Origin of the sequence: Ruminococcus sp. RTP21484sp1_RTP21281st1_A8_RTP21281_210402 (genome assembly GCF_040914025.1) — a bacterium.
Classification (GTDB): Bacteria; Bacillota; Clostridia; order Lachnospirales; family Lachnospiraceae; genus Blautia_A; species Blautia_A faecis.
Genome location: NZ_JBCPGE010000014.1, coordinates 57,558 through 76,394, shown reverse-complemented (window position 1 = coordinate 76,394; position 18,837 = coordinate 57,558). Strand labels below are relative to the sequence as shown.

Annotated in this window: 17 protein-coding genes; 7 read left to right on the top strand and 10 right to left on the bottom strand. The window is 41.0% G+C overall.

All coding sequences use genetic code 11. The features are described 5' to 3' along the window. Positions 1 to 57 precede the first annotated feature (57 nt). From AB5170_RS08825 to AB5170_RS08815, 3 genes are all read right to left on the bottom strand, one after another. Positions 58 to 672, bottom strand: a complete 615-nt coding sequence (locus AB5170_RS08825; RefSeq protein ID WP_118580850.1) for a flavin reductase family protein — start codon at positions 670 to 672, stop codon at positions 58 to 60. Between the two features lie 112 nt (positions 673 to 784). After that, entirely contained in the window at positions 785 to 2,452 is a 1,668-nt protein-coding gene (locus tag AB5170_RS08820) for a putative manganese-dependent inorganic diphosphatase (protein WP_148463040.1), read from the bottom strand. A 148-nt stretch (positions 2,453 to 2,600) separates the two neighbouring features. Next, positions 2,601 to 3,506: a S1 RNA-binding domain-containing protein gene (locus tag AB5170_RS08815; RefSeq protein WP_173718497.1), complete on the bottom strand. Its 906-nt coding sequence runs from the start codon at positions 3,504 to 3,506 to the stop codon at positions 2,601 to 2,603. A 119-nt stretch (positions 3,507 to 3,625) separates the two neighbouring features. Here AB5170_RS08815 and AB5170_RS08810 point away from each other — a divergent pair, with 119 nt between their 5' ends. Continuing rightward, positions 3,626 to 3,778 carry a DUF6783 domain-containing protein gene (locus AB5170_RS08810; RefSeq protein WP_368361766.1) on the top strand — a complete coding sequence of 51 codons (153 nt, stop codon included), beginning with the start codon at positions 3,626 to 3,628 and terminating at the stop codon, positions 3,776 to 3,778. A gap of 255 nt (positions 3,779 to 4,033) precedes the next feature. Here the strand turns inward: AB5170_RS08810 and AB5170_RS08805 are convergent, their stop codons facing one another. The 7 genes from AB5170_RS08805 to dnaA form a co-directional block, all read right to left on the bottom strand. Continuing rightward, positions 4,034 to 4,483, bottom strand: coding sequence for a DUF1002 domain-containing protein (locus tag AB5170_RS08805; protein WP_118580844.1), 450 nt, complete (start codon positions 4,481 to 4,483; stop codon positions 4,034 to 4,036). Positions 4,484 to 5,169: 686 nt separating this feature from the next. Beyond that, positions 5,170 to 6,045 (bottom strand): 16S rRNA (adenine(1518)-N(6)/adenine(1519)-N(6))-dimethyltransferase RsmA, encoded by an 876-nt coding sequence (rsmA, locus tag AB5170_RS08800; RefSeq protein WP_368361760.1) that lies wholly within the window; start codon positions 6,043 to 6,045, stop codon positions 5,170 to 5,172. Positions 6,046 to 6,129: 84 nt separating this feature from the next. Beyond that, positions 6,130 to 8,790 (bottom strand): lipopolysaccharide assembly protein LapB, encoded by a 2,661-nt coding sequence (locus AB5170_RS08795; RefSeq protein WP_227198975.1) that lies wholly within the window; start codon positions 8,788 to 8,790, stop codon positions 6,130 to 6,132. A 52-nt stretch (positions 8,791 to 8,842) separates the two neighbouring features. Next, entirely contained in the window at positions 8,843 to 9,949 is a 1,107-nt protein-coding gene (gene recF, locus AB5170_RS08790) for a DNA replication/repair protein RecF (protein WP_118580835.1), read from the bottom strand. A gap of 1 nt (position 9,950) precedes the next feature. Continuing rightward, the gene (locus AB5170_RS08785; RefSeq protein ID WP_173716655.1) at positions 9,951 to 10,166 is read right to left on the bottom strand and encodes an RNA-binding S4 domain-containing protein; all 216 of its coding nucleotides are present in this window, start codon (positions 10,164 to 10,166) and stop codon (positions 9,951 to 9,953) included. Between the two features lie 133 nt (positions 10,167 to 10,299). Further along, complete coding sequence (gene dnaN, locus AB5170_RS08780) at positions 10,300 to 11,415, bottom strand: DNA polymerase III subunit beta (RefSeq protein WP_173771302.1); 1,116 nt, start codon at positions 11,413 to 11,415, stop codon at positions 10,300 to 10,302. Between the two features lie 278 nt (positions 11,416 to 11,693). Beyond that, entirely contained in the window at positions 11,694 to 13,058 is a 1,365-nt protein-coding gene (gene dnaA / locus AB5170_RS08775) for a chromosomal replication initiator protein DnaA (RefSeq protein ID WP_173716653.1), read from the bottom strand. An 877-nt stretch (positions 13,059 to 13,935) separates the two neighbouring features. On the opposite strand from dnaA, the gene rpmH reads away from it, so the two are divergent. The 6 genes from rpmH (at position 13,936) to mnmE (ending at position 18,810) form a co-directional block, all read left to right on the top strand. Next, positions 13,936 to 14,070, top strand: coding sequence for a 50S ribosomal protein L34 (gene rpmH / locus AB5170_RS08770; RefSeq protein ID WP_005423866.1), 135 nt, complete (start codon positions 13,936 to 13,938; stop codon positions 14,068 to 14,070). 79 nt (positions 14,071 to 14,149) lie between these two features. Beyond that, on the top strand, positions 14,150 to 14,515 hold the full coding sequence (gene rnpA, locus AB5170_RS08765) for a ribonuclease P protein component (RefSeq protein WP_148463049.1): 366 nt from the start codon (positions 14,150 to 14,152) through the stop codon (positions 14,513 to 14,515). A 73-nt stretch (positions 14,516 to 14,588) separates the two neighbouring features. Next, positions 14,589 to 14,813 carry a membrane protein insertion efficiency factor YidD gene (gene yidD, locus AB5170_RS08760; RefSeq protein WP_118580820.1) on the top strand — a complete coding sequence of 75 codons (225 nt, stop codon included), beginning with the start codon at positions 14,589 to 14,591 and terminating at the stop codon, positions 14,811 to 14,813. A gap of 122 nt (positions 14,814 to 14,935) precedes the next feature. Beyond that, a complete protein-coding gene (gene yidC, locus AB5170_RS08755; RefSeq protein WP_368361765.1) occupies positions 14,936 to 16,222 on the top strand; it encodes a membrane protein insertase YidC in 1,287 nt (428 codons plus the stop codon). 28 nt (positions 16,223 to 16,250) lie between these two features. Continuing rightward, the gene (gene jag, locus AB5170_RS08750; RefSeq protein ID WP_118580817.1) at positions 16,251 to 17,228 is read left to right on the top strand and encodes an RNA-binding cell elongation regulator Jag/EloR; all 978 of its coding nucleotides are present in this window, start codon (positions 16,251 to 16,253) and stop codon (positions 17,226 to 17,228) included. Positions 17,229 to 17,436: 208 nt separating this feature from the next. Continuing rightward, positions 17,437 to 18,810 (top strand): tRNA uridine-5-carboxymethylaminomethyl(34) synthesis GTPase MnmE, encoded by a 1,374-nt coding sequence (gene mnmE / locus AB5170_RS08745; protein ID WP_195380223.1) that lies wholly within the window; start codon positions 17,437 to 17,439, stop codon positions 18,808 to 18,810. The last annotated feature ends 27 nt before the right edge of the window (positions 18,811 to 18,837 follow it).

Below are 18,837 nucleotides of genomic sequence, written 5' to 3'. Positions count from 1 at the left end.
TAAGAGCCATTATTGCAATCACATTAAAAAATTGTTACTGAGTTCGTTAAAAAATTGTTACTGAGTTCGGTTTTTTAATGGGTGATTTTTAAGTTTCTGATTATGCTTTTTTCCTTTTTTTACGCTATATCCAAAGGTGCCCAGTTTCTTTCCAAGTCCCAGATATTCTCCATGGGAATATACCATCAGTTTTGACTGATTCAGCTGAAATTTATTATTTTTATCCATATAGGCTTCGTCCGCATGCACTGCAACTACTTCCGCAAGGAACATGTGATGAGAACCAAGCTTCTCAATTTTCTTAACTTTACATTCAATATTTACAGGAGCTTCACCGATCATTGGTGCCTTCACTTGATCCGCCTTTTCTTTGGTAAGATGAAGCTCCTGAAATTTATCAACCTCTCTGCCGGACCGCACGCCACAATAATCGGTGGCGTATGCAAGCTCTTCTGTGGTAAGGTTCAGAACAAATTCCTTTGTCTTGCAGATCATATCGTAAGAAAATCTGGTGGGACGAACGGAGATGCTTACCATTGGCGGGTTGGTACACACGGTGCCAGCCCACGCTACTGTTATTATATTATCATTACCCTCGCCATCTGTAACGCTGACCATCACAGCAGGAAGCGGGTAAAGCATATTGCCTGGTTTCCAGGTCTGTTTTGCCATATTTTTGCTCCTCTTTTATGTGAAAATTTCCCGTGCAAAGAACCTTCTGCGTTACTTTTCACTTTGTGAGCAGTATCTTTTAACAGCCTCTTTGCCGGGAAAATCTTTATTATCAGTTAAAGTCATTTGCCATGATCTGCGCAGCTTCCATCATAGCCGGGATCATCTGTTTCTTACGGGAAACCACTCCTTTCAGGTGGAAGCACTTATCCTCCGGTTCCTGCTGGAATGCGATTTTTCCCATTTCCTCGCTGCCCTCACCGTAATAAATTACATCTGAAGACTCGTCCATAATATTGGTTAACATAAAGTAAACACGGGTAATTCCATGGCGCCCGCACTCGCTTACCATAAATGGTTTCAGGCGGACTTTGATCTCCTGAAGCTCTTCCTCGTCCATGGAACTGATCTGTCCAACACCAAAAGCCACATTTCCTTCTGCAATAAATTTCTTGTAATCCTGATAGAAAATTTCTTCAGGTGCTTTATCCTTCAGATTGCTTCCAGCCTTGAACATTTCTCTTGCGAAATCTTCAATCTTAATGTCCGCGATCAGTGCAAGCGCACTTGCTGCGATCTTGTCCTGCTGGGTGCAGGTTGGGGAACGGAACATTAAGGTATCGGAAATAATGGCTGCACAGAGAAGTCCTGCGATCTTAGGCGGAATCTCCAGTCGCTGCTCGTCATAAATCCGGTAAAGGATTGTCGCAGTACATCCAACTGGCTCATTTCGGAAATTAATCGGCTTCATAGTTTCCAGAGAACCAAGCTTATGATGGTCAATGATCTCCAGAATCTCTGCTTTCTCAATATTATCAACAGCCTGGTCTTTCTCATTATGATCTACCAGAATTACCTGTTTCTTGTGCATGTCAAGGAAATTTCGTCTGGAAATGGTTCCCACACATTTTCCCCGCTTATTGATAACAGGGAATGCACGATGGCGGTGCTTGATCATAACATCCTGAATATCATCTGTGAAATCTTCAGTATTAAAAGTTACCAGATTATCTTTTTTCATCACATAGTTTACCGGAATACTCTGGTTGATCATGCGGGCAATTGTGTAGGTATCATATGGAGAAGAGATAATGATGATCTGTCTCTCCTGAGCTTTCTTTATTACCTTCTCACTTACCTGAATACTCATTCCTACAATAATGCAGCTTACATTCAGTTCTATTGCCTTTAACTGATCTTCCTCACGGTTTCCAAGAATAACCATATCATTTTCTTCGATATAGTTCTTCATCACCTCCGGATCAGCAGTTCCAATAAGGATTTTCCCTTTGGTAAAATAGCCGTGACCGTTTCCTTCTACGATTTCACCGTCAAGAGTATCCCTGATCTTGTTATACTGAGTTCTGGCATTTGAAAGAAGATAGCTGTCCTTGGTATCCATGTAAACATCAGCAATATCGCCGATTGTTACAATTCCCTCCAGCTCATCCTCGCTGTTACAGATGGGAAGGGTCACAATGCCTTTATTCTGCATCATATCCCAGGCATTTTTCAGGGACATGGTACGGTCTGCATCCGGTTTTGGACGGATATCCATATCTTTTACCTGCGTTCCGATATTTCCCAGATAAGCCGGTGGCTGTACGCCAAAACGATTCAGTACATACTGGGTCTCTTCATTGATCTGACCGGCGCGTCTTGGAATATAACGCTTGGTCTGGGTGGTTCTGTTTTTGATATCTGCGTAAGCAATTGCCGAACAAATAGAATCCGTATCCGGATTCTTATGTCCCATTACAAATACTTTCTGATTCTTCATTCACATTCTTCCTTCCAAAATTCAGCTGACCTCTGCACACTTTTCATCTGTAAACAGAGTTTTTATTTCGGGTCTACTTCTCAAACACGCTCTACAGAAGATTTTCATTTTGGGCGATTGTCTTAATCGTCCAAATCTGCACTTTATATTAATTCAGTTTAATATTTGCAAATAAAGCTCCCAGAGATGTGGTTGCCTCTTCTCCGGACTGTGGGATTTCTATTTTCTCTTCTTCCACTTCTTTTGCCATCATATCAGTTGCTTCTTTGATACTCAGGCTCAGTTTTCCATCTTTCACTGCAGTTACTTTTACTTTCACCTTATCTCCAACTGCAAGAACTTCTGATGGTTTACGGATTCTCTTTTCGCAAATCTGGGAAATATGTACCAGTCCGGATACGCCGTTTCCAAGATCTACAAATGCGCCGTATGGCTGAAGGCTCTCTACAGTTCCTTCTGTTACAAAGCCTGGCTGGATATTGGAAATTTTATTCTTTCTTTCCTCTTCTGCTTTTTCCCTTAAAATTTCTTTCGCAGAAAGAATCAGTTTTTTGTCCTCTTTATTGACATCAATTACCTGAACCTGGATGTGTCTGTTCAGATATTCGTTGGTGTCTTCTACGTAATTCAAGGCCAGCTTGGAGGCCGGGATAAAGCCGCGCACACCTTCTACATAAGCAACTGCACCGCCGTTTACTACATCTTTTACCACTACATCAAGAACCTCTCCGGAGGCTTTCAGCTCTTTTAATTTGTCCCAAGCCAGGACGTCAGTAGCCTCAACTTTGGATAAAAGGATGTTGCCGTTTCCATCGTCTTTTCTTACAACTGTGGCGGAAACTTCATCTCCAGGGTGTACTTCTTCTTTAACGTTAAAGCCCGGCTCTCTGCTGTAATCTTCTACCGGGATAATGCCTTCTGCGTAATATTTTAAATCTACAATAATTTCTTTATCATCTACACTCACAACTGTTCCTGTGAGAATGTCGCCTTCTTCAATTTTCTTAAAAGAAGCTTCAAGTTCTGCTTCGTAATCTTTCATTGTCTCTGCCATGACCTAGACTCCTTTACCCCTGTTTTTGCTTCATTATAGCACACCGCTTATTCGTTGCAAATAAATTTTGGAATGTACATTCGAAAAAACACCGCTCTTTAAGCGTCAGAGTTTAAGATCTGGCGTTTAAAGAGCGGCATATTCAGACAAATTTTCCAAAAAATTGTGACGCACATCTTGCAAAAAACCTTTTTCAAACACGCTCCAGAGCGTGCAGATTGCAGGAATACTTTTTCAAATACGCTCTAAAACGAGGAGTGCCCCGGCAGTAGCTGCCGGGGCGATTATTATGAAAAAATTTTATGTGTAATGGTGTCATTACAACGTCTTCTGTGTATGTTCTTTCGAACTGATTATATAGTATCAGATACTTATGAACAAAATACATGCAAATTGTTAACGAATAATGAACATTTGTTTTATTTGCACAATTTCTTCTTTCATTTTCCTCTTTTTTTATAAATTTACCACATTTGCATCTTTACTTTAATTTGGTAAAGTTATACATTTTGCACATTTTACATTTCTCATTCGAATAATCCTTTTACAAATTCGATTAACTTCGACACAAGACCTTTGGCATCATCCTTTGTAACACCCATATCCTGCAGCTTACTGTATACAGAATTTACATCGCTTCTAAGAGCATCTTCGTCAATTTTTGCATCCAGAACCTTGCGTACTACAGAAACAAGGGAATCTACCTCTGAATCAGAAAGAGATACCCCAAAATGGTCTGCTGCCTGAGTTACAGCACTTCGTACCTGGTCATCTGTGATGTTCTGCTGGTCTACAAGATCCTTGGCATACATAATAATGTCTACTGCTTTTCCAGGGTCAGAAGCAAGAAAATCAATTCCACTGTCCAGAAGACTTTCTACTACTTCTGTATCACTGGATGCCATAACCGGCATCGGCATGGAACATGCAAGAACTCCTGCAAGGATAAGTGCTGCTGATTTTTTCATTTTTATCATGATAATTACCTCCTGATTGAATGTTGCTGTTCAAGACTTGCCCAGTAACGATTAAATGTCATCTGTTCAAATCTCTCCAGTAACAATTAAATAGCTGCTGTTCATGGTCTGACCAGCAATAGTTAATATTCTGTTCACAAACTGCTGGAATCTGGTCATATTTATGATCTGATTTCCTCATATCAAGTAATTTTCTTCTGAAATTTAATCAATACCGGAAATAAATCTTCCTCCAGATTCCAGCCCATTATACTACACCTTTTCCTTTTATTTGTAAAATGTATCTAAAAACTTTATAATCTTTTTATAACTAATCTCCAAAAACAGCCCATTTTTCCAGGAAGTTACAAATCTTTTCAAATTCGTTCACTAATTTTTCATAAGATAAACACGATTCTTTCAAACTTTCCCGATATACTAACATCATAAAAATAATAACAGCCAACATTATTTTTATAAAATTTCTTTTCCATATGTCAGTCACCCAAAAGTGATTGACTCTCCTTCCTTTTAAAAAATATATTTGAGACAAAATAAAAATCACCCTTCTAGCCACCGGGTGATTTTTATTTGTATAAGATTTATGCAGTAAATCATTTCCGAACATGTGAAGGATCACGGGAGCCGCAACGCTGCGAAGCAATCCGAAGATATCAAGAACGGGGCTTACGCCCCGTTCTTGATATCTATCTCAATTTATTAAATGCGTTTGCAAGATCAGCAAATTCTGCTAAAGTAAGCGCTTCGCCTCTCACATTTACCGGAATTCCGGTCTCTGCCATAGCTTTCTCAATTTCCTCTTTTGAAAAATCAAGCTCCTGGGAGTTCTTCAGTCCATTTACCAATGTTTTTCTTCTCTGATTAAAAGATGCCCGGATCAGCCTGAACATCAGCTTCTCATTGTCCACCTGCACTGGCGGCTCTTCATATCTCACAAGCTGGATAACAGCACTTCCCACCTTCGGTCTTGGCATAAAACAGTTTGGCGGAACATTCGCAATGATCTGCGGTCTGGCATAATACTGAACAGCCAGAGACAAAGCACCGTAATCCTTTGTTCCAGGACCAACCTGCATTCTGTCTGCCACTTCCTTCTGTACCATAATGGTGATGGAAGAAATGGGAACATGGTTTTCAAAAAGTCCCATGATGATTGGCGTGGTAATATAATAAGGCAGATTGGCAACCACCTTGATAGGCTTGCCCCCATTTTTCTCCTGTGCCAGCGCCGCAATATCAACTTTCAGGATATCCTCGTTGATCACAGTCACATTATCCCAGTCTTTCAAAGTATCATTTTCCAGAATCGGGATCAGTGTCTTATCAATCTCTACAGCCACCACTTCTCTGGCTGCATCAGCCAGATACTGGGTCATGGTTCCAATACCTGGTCCGATTTCCAGGACAAAATCATCCTTGGTGATCTTGGAAGCCTCGATTATTTTTTCCAGAACATGGGTATCGATAAGAAAATTCTGACCAAACCTTTTCTGGAAAGCAAAATTATACTTTTGAAGAACTTCAATGGTATATTTCGGATTTCCTAAATAAGGTCTGGTCATGTTAATTTCCTCTTTCTTTTAAATTATTTAATCATTATCTGCAAATCGCACAATCTGGGCAGCTGTCTGCAATTCCCTTATTACTTATTTTGCAAAATCTTTCTCATAAAGAACCGTAAATCCATCACGGTCTACTCTCTTTTTCTTATTAAATTTCAGAAGTCCGCCCTGGGATTTCGCCATTGCTGCGTCAAGCATTTCCTTAACTGCGCCAATGTTCATAGGCTGGTCTTCTTTCTGGTTCACACCGATCAGATTATACAATGCAAGCATTCCCATCTGGTCGATCTTGTAACCATTTTCCTTGGTGTAAACTCTTGCAAAGTTTACAAGTTCATCATTGGTAAATACCGGAATGTTGATCATGGATGTAAACTTCTTGGCAAATTTCGGGAATCTTGCAATCAGCTTACGCATTCCGATCTTCTCATCCTCAATAATCACAGTAAGTCCGTCTGTGCGGAACTCCATAGCCTTATCCAGAATATCCACTGTTTCCTGTGTCAGTTGATTAGCATTCTCAATGACAAGGAAACCACCGCTAAGTTTACCAATCACTTTCGTAATATCCATCTCATTCAGCTGGTCGGCAAACACATAAGCCACCTTGGAAGCCGGCAGATTCAGCTCTTTACAGATTGCCGGAATCAGACTTGCGATCAGTCTTGTCTTACCAGTTTCTTTCCCACCCATGACGATCACGTTTCCAGTCTTGGAGGTCTTATCAGCCGCTGCCATCTGCACATCGCAAAGTGCACTGATCAGCTGTTCCCGCATTCCCGGAACCTTTACAAAATATGTAAACAGCTTCTTCTCATCATCGGTAAGTGATTTCTCTCTTGGCACAATGTCAGATGGATTTCTCTTATCCTTTGGCTGAATAGAATCAATAAACTGTTCCAGTTCTTCTTCCTCGGAAAGAGATTCAGAAGACTCTTCTTCCTCTTCATCCTCGTCAAAATCAAAGTTTTCGTCCTCAGAATCTTCCGGTTCTTCCTCTGCATCTTCCGTTTCAACCACATCATCTGCAGCTGGAGGCATATCCTCATCCTCTTCTTCTCCAATGCTCTCTCTGAGAAGCTTGGCAATAAATTCATCCTCAGACATGGAATCATCAGAAGGCTCTTCTTTCTCCTTATGACCTGCCGGGCCATTCATAAACTCATCCTCAGCAGCCTGAAGATCCTCTTCGGAAAGGAATTCCTCTTCCTCAAGCTCTACAACCGGCTTTTTCTGCTCTGGTTCTGGCTCGATTTCTTCCTCGTCCTCAGTGATAACTTCCTCTTCTTCTGGAATATCCTCTGCCTTTTCTTCTTTTACAGCATTCTGAGGTTTCGTAGATATTTCTTGGGCAGCTTCTACAATTTCTTTATTTTCTTCCTGAACTTTCTCTTCATCTACCTTCTCATCCGGAATTTCAATTCCCTGTGCAGAAGCAGCAGCAAGAATCGTATCCTCCAGATTGAAATTTGAAAAATCAAATGCAGGTTTCTCGTCTTTCATTTTCTCCGCAGCATCAGCCTCATCACTGAAAAGGTTATTCTGTACAGGCGCCTTGGGAACCTCAATCTCTTCCGGTACCATATTCTTCATAGAATCCGGAATATTCAGTGTAGGCATTTTCAGGTTCTCAACAGGTGTTTCTGTTTCTGTGGAAAATGCGTTCTTCTCTTCTGCAGACTCTGAACGATCTGCATTCTCTAAACCTTCTGTATTCTCTTCGGAAACTGCTTCTGCTGATTCCTCCGCAGTCTCATCTGCTGTACTCACAGATTCTTCAGCAACATTCTCCTTGGTATTCTCCACTTTCACCTTGCCAGTTTCAGGCTCCAGCTCCGGTACACTTTCATATTCTTTCTCAGAAGCCGGATCACGAAGCATTTCTTCCTGAACCTCTTTCGTCTGCTCAGTGGAAACAATGCTGTCTTCCATTTCATCCATCTTACGGCTTCCAAAGATGTCACGAAGTCCTTTGGAAATTTTATCCTGAAGACTCTCTACGCCATCCAGATCCTCGCTCTTGATCTGAATACTTTCAATAGATTCGCTTCCCTGGTTCTCAGCTTTCGGTGCTTTCTCTTCTTCCTTGATGGTATCTGCTTCCTCAGGTTTCAGAAGCTTCGGTACAAACTGCTGTTCATACCGCTCTTTCTCCGCGCCAGTAAGAGCACCCATACGCTGTTTCAGGTCCATAGCCTTCATCACGTAGTTACCCTCGTTGAACCAGAGAATGATCTCGTTGCAAAGCTCCAGACATTTCTCTTTGTCACCATCCTGATAGTACAGTTTGGCAAGCTCGTAAGACCATTTTTCGGTAAATTCTTTCTCCTTATAATCCTCCAGAACCTTGATCTGCTCTGCAAGAGGAGCCTTTTTTACTTTCAGGATCTTGTATTTCAGGATGTACTGCGTATTATCATTTGGCGCAACTTCCCTGTACTCCTGATAAAATTCCACTGCCTCGGAAACCTGTCCCAGCTTCAGGGAAACTTCTACAAGACGATAAAGAATGTTCTTACCAATGGAGGCTCTGTGATAAGCCAGCAGGAAAATTTCCTTGCTGTCCTCATAGCGTTTATTGGCAGCATAGATTTCACCAACCACACAAAGGGTACGAACATTTTTCACACGGCGCCAGTCAATGCTGTCTACAACATTCATGGCTCCCTTATAGTCTTTCTGTTCTACTAAATGGTTAATCTCTTCAAGTTTAACCCGAAATTCCTCTTTGTCCAAATTTTTCACCAACTTTCCATAGTTAATGCCAGTTTAGCATATCGCATACTACTTCGCAAGCTTATTTATCTGCAGGACCCCCTATCGGCTGATACACATGCCCTGCCACAACGTGAAACACTTTATTGATCGTAAACTGATGACTGACAAAATCATCCAGACCAGTACAGGTGATCATGGTCTGAATATCATGAATACTCTCAAGAAGATAATTCTGACGGCTGCTGTCCAGCTCCGAAAGGACATCGTCCAGAAGCAGAACTGGTTTATCATGAATGATCTTCTCCACCAGATAAATCTCCGAAAGTTTCAGGGAAAGGGCTGCTGTTCTCTGCTGCCCCTGCGAACCATATTTGCGGATATCAATTCCGTTCACAGCCACCATTAGGTCATCCCTGTGAGGTCCGGACGAAGTCATTTTCATCCGAAGATCCCGGTCTCTGTTGCGGAAAAGGCTCTCTTCCAAAGCCTCACTCTCCACGCTTGGTTCATATATCACTTCTATATTCTCAATACCGCCGGTAAGATTTCTGTGAATTTCCTTAATGATCTCATTAAGGGACTCCACAAATTCTCTTCTTTTGCCAATGATCTTACGGCCATAATTTACCAGCTGCATATCCCATACATCCAGAGTCGCTCCAAGATCCGGTCGCTTATACATATCCTTCAGCAGCTTATTTCTCTGATTCAGAACATGATTGTATCCGGCAAGATCTGTGAGGTATAGTTTATCCAGCTGACAAAGCTCCGCGTCCATGAATCTTCGTCGCTCTCCCGGACCGTTTTTGATAATATTCAGATCCTCCGGGGAAAAGAAAACCAGATTCACCACACCGAGAAGCTCTCTCGCCTTCTTTATGGGAAGCCCGTTGATTGCCACGCCCTTGGCCTTATTTTTCCGAAGGTGCATGTCAATCTTATAAGACATGGAATCTTTTCCCACCATCATGCGGATATGGGCTTCATCCTGTTCAAAGCGGATAATCTCCCGGTCTTTGCTTCCTTTATGGGATTTGCTGGTTCCGCACAGATACACAGACTCCAGGATATTGGTTTTTCCCTGTGCATTATCCCCATAAAAAATATTAGTTCCTTTGTCAAAAGAAAGTTCCAGCGATTCGTAATTTCTGAAATTGCTTAATTTTATGGATTCAATATAAGCCATTTTACTCGTTTCCGGACAGAACCTTCACATCCTGGCCATTATAGGAAATAACGTCACCGCCATAAACCTTGCGGCCTCTTCTGGTATCTACTTCGCCATTTACTTTTACAAGTCCGTCGTTGATCACATATTTTGCCTCAACACCGTCTGATACAAGTTCAGCAAGTTTCAGTGCCTGGCCAAGTTTGATAAATTCATCTCTGATTCTGATTTCCAATTTTCTGCCTCCACTCTTCTGGCATCACGACTGCAATTCGTTTTCCAGACTGTCTCCAGCCATTATTGGCAGTCCGTGTTCACTTCCATACTCTTCCAATTGTCTGTTACGTTTCTCTCTGTGGCAAGTGTCATTATCTTGCCTGGTTCTGATTTATGTTAACCGGAAGAATCAGATACGTGTAAGTTTCTTCCTCATCTCTGATAAAGCAAGGTGCTTTCGGGTTTACCAGGTAAATGTCGATGGTCTCATCATCAATAACCTTCAGTGCATCGATCAGGAACTTGGGATTAAATCCGATCAGAATATCTTTTCCCTCTTTCTCAATATCAATATCCTCGTTCATGGAACCCATTGCAGAATCAATCTTCAGCTCCATGCTGCCATCTGTAATGTGGATAATGATCGGTTTCTTATCTCCTTCTCTTACAAGAAGTGTAGCACGGTCGATACAATCCAGAAATTCTTTTTTGTTAATGGAAAGTTTGGTCTCATAATCGCTGGAAAGCATCTGGTCAATACGGAAATATTCCCCTTCGATCAGACGGGAAACTACCATAGTCTGGTCAAATTCAAATAAAATATGATTATTGGTAAAGAAAATGCTGACTACGTCATCCATTTCTCCGGATAAAATCTTACTGATCTCGTTAAGAGTCTTACCTGGAACCACAACCTTGCGATCTGAATAGTCTTTCTTCAGAGGCATTTTGCGGATCGCAATACGGTGTCCATCCAGAGAGACAATTTTCAGACAATTATCCTTAATTTCAAACAGCTCACCAGTCATTAATTTGTTGTTATCGTTGACTGCAATTGAGAATATTGTCTGATAAATCATATTCTTTAATGTATATTGAGAGATAGTTAATGGTTCATCTCTTTCAATCATAGGAAGATATGCGAAATCTTCTCCTGATTTTCCAGGAATATTAAATTTTGCTTTCTCACAGGTGATAGTTGCAGCGAATTTTTCATCAGTTTTAATGGTAACATCGTTGTCTGGAAGTCTTCTGATGATCTCGTAAAAGATTTTCGCATTCAGGGCAACCATTCCTTTTTCTTCTATAGTACCTTCGACAATGGTTTCGATTCCAAGTTCCATGTCATTAGTAGTAAATTTGATCTGATTTGTTGTTGCATCAATCAGAATACATTCCAGAATTGGCATAGTTGTTTTGGATGGTACAGCTTTTAAGGAAATGCTGACGCTCTTCAACAAGTTACTTTTGGAGCAAATGATTTTCATAATGTGTATAACTTCCTTTCTGGAGAAAATGGGTTTTTCATTAAATATATTTAAGAAGATATCCGCCGTATCCGCCGTAGGGGGTGTGAATATGTGAAAAACTCACTTCCGCCCAGTGAATAAAAGGGTTTCGGGTATGGATAACTTCGTGTAAAAGCATTGGTTTAGAGTGTGAATAACCTGTGTAAAACCACATAAGCGATTTTGTCGCCAAAAGTTATTCACATTAATACACATAATGTCAACATCTTATACACATGAAATGTGGAAAAAATGTGTTAAGTTTGTGGATTAATTTTTTTCTTTAATGTATCGATGGTGTTCTGGAGCTGTTCGTTGTTCTGGAGTTCCTTTTCGATCTTTTCTACTCCGTGCATAACGGTAGTGTGGTCGCGATTTCCAAGATACTGTCCTACATTTTTCAGCGGGATCGCCAGAATTTCACGGCAAAGATACATTGCCACCTGTCTTGGCATCACGATCTTGGAACTTCTTTTATTTCCACAAAGATCGGCAGTACTTACATTAAAATGCTCTGCTACCATAGAAATAATGTAGTCTGCAGTAATCTGTTTATTTTCATTCGGTGCGACGATATCCTTCAGAGCCTGCTCGGCAAGTTCAAGGGTAACCTCTTTTTTCTCCAGTTTTGCATAAGCAACTACCTTATTGAAGGCACCTTCCAGCTCACGGATGTTGGATTTGATATTATTTGCAATATATTTGATAACATCTTCGCTTACATTGTAGCCGTCCATGTCTTCTTTTTTATGAAGAATGGCCATCCTGGTCTCGTAATCCGGCAGAGTAATATCCACGATCAGTCCCCATTCGAATCTGGAACGGAAACGCTCATCCAGAATTTCCATATCCTTCGGCGGTTTATCGGAAGATATGATAATCTGTTTGTTTGCACTGTAAAGGCTGTTGAAGGTGTGGAAAAATTCCTCCTGCGTGGATTCCTTTCCTATAATAAACTGAATATCATCAATGAGAAGGACATCAATGTTACGGTATTTCTCGCGGAATTTACTCATGGCGGTGTTATTTCCATTACGGATGGTCTCGATCAGCTCATTGGTAAATTCTTCACTTGTAACATAGAGAACCTTACTGTTATCATCATTTTCAATAATAAAGTGGGCGATGGAATGCATAAGATGGGTCTTGCCAAGTCCTGCACCACCATAGATAAACAGCGGATTGTACGTATTTCCCGGAGATTCCGCTACTGCCAGGGCTGCAGCCTGAGCCAGTTTGTTGTTGCTGCCCACGATAAAAGTATTGAATGTATATTTGGGGTTCAGATTTGCTTCTTCACATCTGGCCTTAAAACGGTTGTCCTGATCAGGTGCAGCGTCGGAAATGGATTTCTTCGCCGGGACGTCTTCTGGAAGGATAAATTTCACTTCGCAGTCGGTCATTCCGGTAACTTCGCTTATGGTAACCTGCAGAGGCAGTTTGTAATTCTTATTAATGTAGCTTAATCGCACCTGGTCGGAAGCGACGATGGTAACTACATTTCCACTGACATCATAAACCTTCAGGGGTTTCAGCCATGTGTCGAATCGAACATCGGAAAGATCGTGCTCCTTTTTCACAATTCCCAGGATTTCATCCCATTTTTCTATTACTGTGCTCATTTTTTCCTCCCGTACACATCTGATTGTTTCTTATATTAAATGATGCCGTCCGTCGGCGACATGTCCGTTTATCAAAATACCAGCTGGAAACAGGAAATTAGGGTGTGGCAGGCTAAATATACCGGAATTTTACTGGTATTTTGATAAACGGACATAAATATCCTTATATATATTATAATAAATCCTGTCTTTTCGCAACGACAAAATCTTATTTATATAGGAAATTTATGTGGAAAATTATGCACATTCGGAGAAAAAATTAAGATTGCTGTGGATTACCTAAAAGAATGAGGGGACGAGGAGGAAAATGTTGTTTTGAAGCTAAAAATAGGAAAAATAAATGGGGAAAAGTATAGAATTGTCCACAAAACATCCACAATTTAAAAAAATTGCAGTGGATAATAAAAAAATTCAAGGAAAAAAATGGGGGATATCTTGTGAATAAACTGGAAAGTTATCAACATTTTGTGTGTGGATAAATGTGGATAAATAGGTTGATAACCATTCTGGTTACCATAACATGGTTTTACGGGTTTCAATAATGAAAAATTATGTGTATAACTCTATCCACTGTCGAATCCCCTCGAAATATACCGTTTTTTGTGACATATGCGTTAAAATCAACAGTCAAAAGTGGATATTTTTGCTGATAATCCCCAGGTTATCCACAAGTTATCCACAAAATGTGGATAATGTTACGTAAACCTTTTCAAAATGACAGGTTATGCACAGTGTGGAAAACTTTGTGGATATAAAAAATTCTAGGAAAGCAAGAATTTTTACTTGACGAGAATGCCATTTATGAATATAATTGAAATGATGTTCTGATTAGGTTAATAATTTTAAATTCCATATAGATAAAGGAGGTGCTTTACCTATGAAAATGACATTTCAGCCGAAAAAAAGATCTAGAGCGAAAGTCCATGGCTTCAGAGCTCGTATGAGCACAAAAGGCGGACGTAAAGTATTAGCTGCCAGAAGATTAAAAGGAAGAAAGCAGTTATCTGCTTAAGACCGTTAAGACCGCAGTTACTGTGGTCTTTTCTTCTATACAGAAATAATTATTTCAATATCATATAAAGGAGAATCAGATGGAATACTCAGACTCCTTAAAGAAAAATAACGAATTCCAAAGGGTATACCGAAAAGGAACATCACAGGCAAATCGGTATCTGGTGATGTATGTGCTTGAGAACCATGACAGGCACATGGAGAATCGTCTGGGAATATCTGTAAGTAAAAAAGTTGGGAATAGTGTGGTACGCCACAGAGTCACCAGACTGATACGAGAGAGCTACCGCCTGAATGAAAGATCCTTCCGTCAGGGACTGGACATTGTAGTGGTCGCAAGACCAAATGCAAAGGACAAGTCCTATCAGGAGATTGAGAGTGCGCTTATGCATCTTGCAGGCAGAATGAAGATCCGCCGTGAGGCTGAGCTTCATGTGGAAGATTAAACGGTATTTGGGCAGTATTGTTGTTTCGGTAAAGGAGCGGCAATATTGAAACAGATTTGCAGGAGAAATTATCATGAGCAGATTTAGTCCAAGGAATATCATGATTCATATGATTCGTCTCTATCAGAAATATATATCGCCGATGAAGAGAACAAAATGTCCTTATATTCCCACATGTTCTCAATATGGTTTAGAAGCAATTCAAAAATATGGTGCGTTAAAGGGCGGGCTTCTTGCAGTGTGGAGAATTTTGCGCTGCAATCCTTTTTCACATGGAGGATACGATCCTGTGCCATAAACTGTACTGAAACAGACAGTGTACAATAAATGACACTTTAAACTGATTTTCAGCACAAAAACTCAAACTTTGACAATTGAATAGTTACACCGAAAAAGCCTAGGAGGAAACAAACTTTGGATATGATTTTATTAACGAAGAGCAGTGTCCCGATTATTGGACAGGTTGCTTCTATTATGGGCTGGATCATGGACGGGATTTACAGAGTTCTTGATCTGGTGGGTATTCAGAACCTGGGTCTTTGTATCATTATCTTCAGTATTATTATTTATGCACTGATGACACCATTGCAGGTTAAACAGCAGAAGTTTTCTAAGTTAAGCTCTGTTATGCAGCCTGAGCTTCAGAAGATACAGAAGAAATACAAAGATAAAAAAGACCAGGCGTCCGTGCAGAAAATGCAGGAAGAAACTCAGCTTGTATATCAGAAATACGGTGTTTCACCTACCGGCAGCTGTGTGCAGCTGTTGATCCAGTTTCCTGTCCTGATGGCATTATGGCAGGTTATTTACAAAATTCCTGGTTATGTTGGCAGTGTAAAGAATGTTTTCACAGGCCTTGTTGATCAGATCACAAGCGTAAGTGGCTACACAGACCTGATCCAGAACTTTATCACAGACAATAAGATGACTCGTGTACAGCTGGCTCTGGATAACGGAAAAGCGACCAGTAATTCTGTCATCGATTTCCTTTATGCATTATCTCCATCTCAGTGGAAAGATCTTGCAGCAATGGATCAGTTTAAGGGATTTGCAGATACCATTAACACCACGTCTGCAGAAATTTCCAAAATGCAGAATTTCTGTGGACTTAACATTGCAGATCAGCCTCTGAACTACATTAAGGCTGCTTTTGAGGGAGCATCTATTGCACTGGCAATCGCTGCACTTCTGATTCCTATTCTTGCATGGGCGACTCAGGTACTGAACTATAAGCTTATGCCACAGGCTACTTCATCTGCTGAAGGAGCTGTTGATACAATGCAGGCTTCCATGAAGACTATGAATACGGTTATGCCGCTTATGTCAGCAGTATTCTGTTTCACATTCCCGGTAGGTCTTGGTATTTACTGGATTGCAAGTGCGGTTGTAAGAAGTGTTCAGCAGTGGTTTATCAATCGTCATCTTGATAAGATGGATATCAATGATCTGGTAAACGAGAACATGAAGAAGATGGAGAAACAGCGTACGAAAGAAGGACTTCCGCCGCAGAAGATCACCAATCAGGCAAACCAGTCTACTAAGAATATCAATACCAAGATTGATAAAGGTTCCAGTAACACAAACGCAGAAGAGAGAGCCAGAAAAGTAGAGGAATCCTACCAGAATGCAAGAAATGCAAAACCTGGAAGTATTGCAGCAAAAGCAAATATGGTCAGGGATTTTGACGAGAGAAACAAGAAGAAGTAATTGTTGTCGGGAACGGAGGGTTTCATAGATGGAGGAGTTTATCCAGTTTTCAGCAAAAACGAAAAATGAAGCAATCACCAAGGCGTGCATCGAATTAGGTGTTTCCAGTGATCAGCTGGAAATTGAAGTGGTTTCTGAAGGTAGTTCCGGATTTTTTGGCATCGGAAGCAAACCGGCAATCATTAAAGCACGCAAGATCAATACAGTTTCTGAAGAGGATGAGATACAGGAAATCGTTGATACTGTTAAAGTGGATGCGATTAAGGAAGAGCAGAATAGAAAGCCTGCCAAACCTTTTGTAAAAGCTGAGAAACCGGCACCAAAGAGTGAGCCGGTGAAAGAAAAAGCACCTGTAAAAGAGGCGAAAGAGCCAAAGCCTTTTAAAGAGCCAAAAGAAAAACAGCCGCGCCAGCCGAAGGAGAAACCTTTTAAGGAGCGTCCTGTAAAAGAAAAACCGGCAAAAGAAAAAATGCCGAAAGAGCCAAGAGAAGAGAAGCCGAAACAGTCCAAACCTGTTGAGATCATCACAGATCCGGCAGAGATCAAAGAAGTGGAAGAGAGAGCAATTGTTTTCCTTCGCGACGTATTTGCATCTATGAATCTTGGTGAAGTGGAGATCACTTCCAAATACAACACAAATGACGGTTGTCTGGAAGTTGCTTTTGAAGGAGAGGATATGGGAATTCTCATCGGTAAGAGAGGACAGACCCTTGACTCCCTTCAGTATCTTACAAGCCTTGTTGTAAATAAGGGCAAAGCAAACTATATCAGAGTAAAGCTCGATACAGAAGATTACCGCAGACGTCGTAAAGAGACTCTGGAGAATCTTGCAAGAGGAATTGCCTACAAGGTTAAGAAAACCAGAAAGCCAGTTGTACTTGAGCCGATGAACCCATATGAGAGAAGAATCATTCACTCAGCACTTCAGGGCAATAAGTATGTAGAGACTGTCAGCGAGGGCGAAGAGCCGTATCGTCATGTGGTTGTAAAATTAAAAAGATGGTAAATCTTGCATAAAACATCTGAATGTGTTATAAAAGATTTGCAGAATGAATAAGAGGTTATTCCAGGTGAAAGATGGAAGAACTGAAGCGTTATGCTTTTGTTTTAATATCTTTCCCTGGGGTAACTTTTTTTGTATAATAAAATAATATGAGTGTCAAAAGATGTGTTAAGTTTATAATTTGGATTGCAATTTACATGGAGGAAATCACATGAATACAACGATTGCAGCGATATCTACTGCTGTGAGTGCTTCGGGAATCGGAATCATCCGAATCAGCGGCCCGGAAGCCATGGACGTTATATCCCGCATTTACCGTTCCAAGGGCGGGAAAAAGAAAATTAAAGAAGTGCCCACCCACACCATTCATTATGGTTATATTTATGATGGAGAAGAAGCGGTGGATGAAGTTCTGGTCATGGTCATGCGCGCACCCAAAACATTCACAGGAGAAGATACCGTGGAGATTGACTGTCACGGCGGTGTCTATGCCATGAACCGGGTTCTGGAAACGGTTTTGAAAAACGGCGCCAAGATTGCCGGACCCGGAGAGTTTACCAAGAGAGCTTTCCTGAACGGCAGACTGGATCTTTCCCAGGCAGAGGCAGTTATGGATGTGATCCAGGCGAAGAATGAATATGCGTTGAAAAGCTCCATGAGTCAGCTGAAAGGTTCTGTACAAAAGACCATCAAGGAGATTCGAAGCGACCTGATCTACGAGATTGCTTTTATCGAGTCTGCTCTGGATGATCCGGAGCATATCAGCCTTGAGGGATATCCACAGAAATTACATGGAATCGTGGAAAAAGAGCAGAAATCCATCGAAGAGCTGTTGAAAACTTCCACAGATGGCAAGATCATCCGGGAAGGAATTGAGACGGTTATCGTGGGTAAGCCAAATGCAGGTAAGTCCTCCCTGTTAAACCTTCTTGTAGGGGAAAATAAGGCCATTGTAACGGATATTGAGGGTACTACAAGAGATATTCTGGAGGAGTATATTACCCTTCATGGAATTACGCTGAAAATTGTGGATACGGCAGGCATTCGCGAGACAGAGGATGTGGTGGAGAAAATCGGTGTTTCCAGAGCCCGGGAGGTTGCAAAGGGTGCAGATCTGGTGTTATACGTAGTAGACAGCTCTACACCGCTTGATGAAAATGATGAAGAAATCATTGAAATGCTGAAAGACAGAAAAGCAATTGTACTGTACAATAAAACAGATCTTGCTTCGGCTGTGAGCATGGAGGCATTAAAGGAGAAAATCAACCATCCTCTCATTCCAATTTCTGCGAAAGAGGAGACTGGAATTGCCCAGCTGGCAGATACCATTAAGAGTATGTTTTTCAGTGGGAAAATCTCTTTTAACGATGAGGTTTATATTACAAATGCCCGTCACAAAGAGGCACTGGAAGAGGCAGAAGAGAGTCTTGCAATGGTAAAACAGAGTATTGAGGATGGCATGCCGGAAGACTTCTTTTCCATTGATCTGATGGCTGCTTATGGAAGCTTGGGGAAAATTACCGGGGAAGAAGTTGGGGAAGATCTGGTGAATGAGATATTTAGTAAGTTTTGTATGGGTAAGTAGTGGCAGAGGGACGCGATAATATATGAA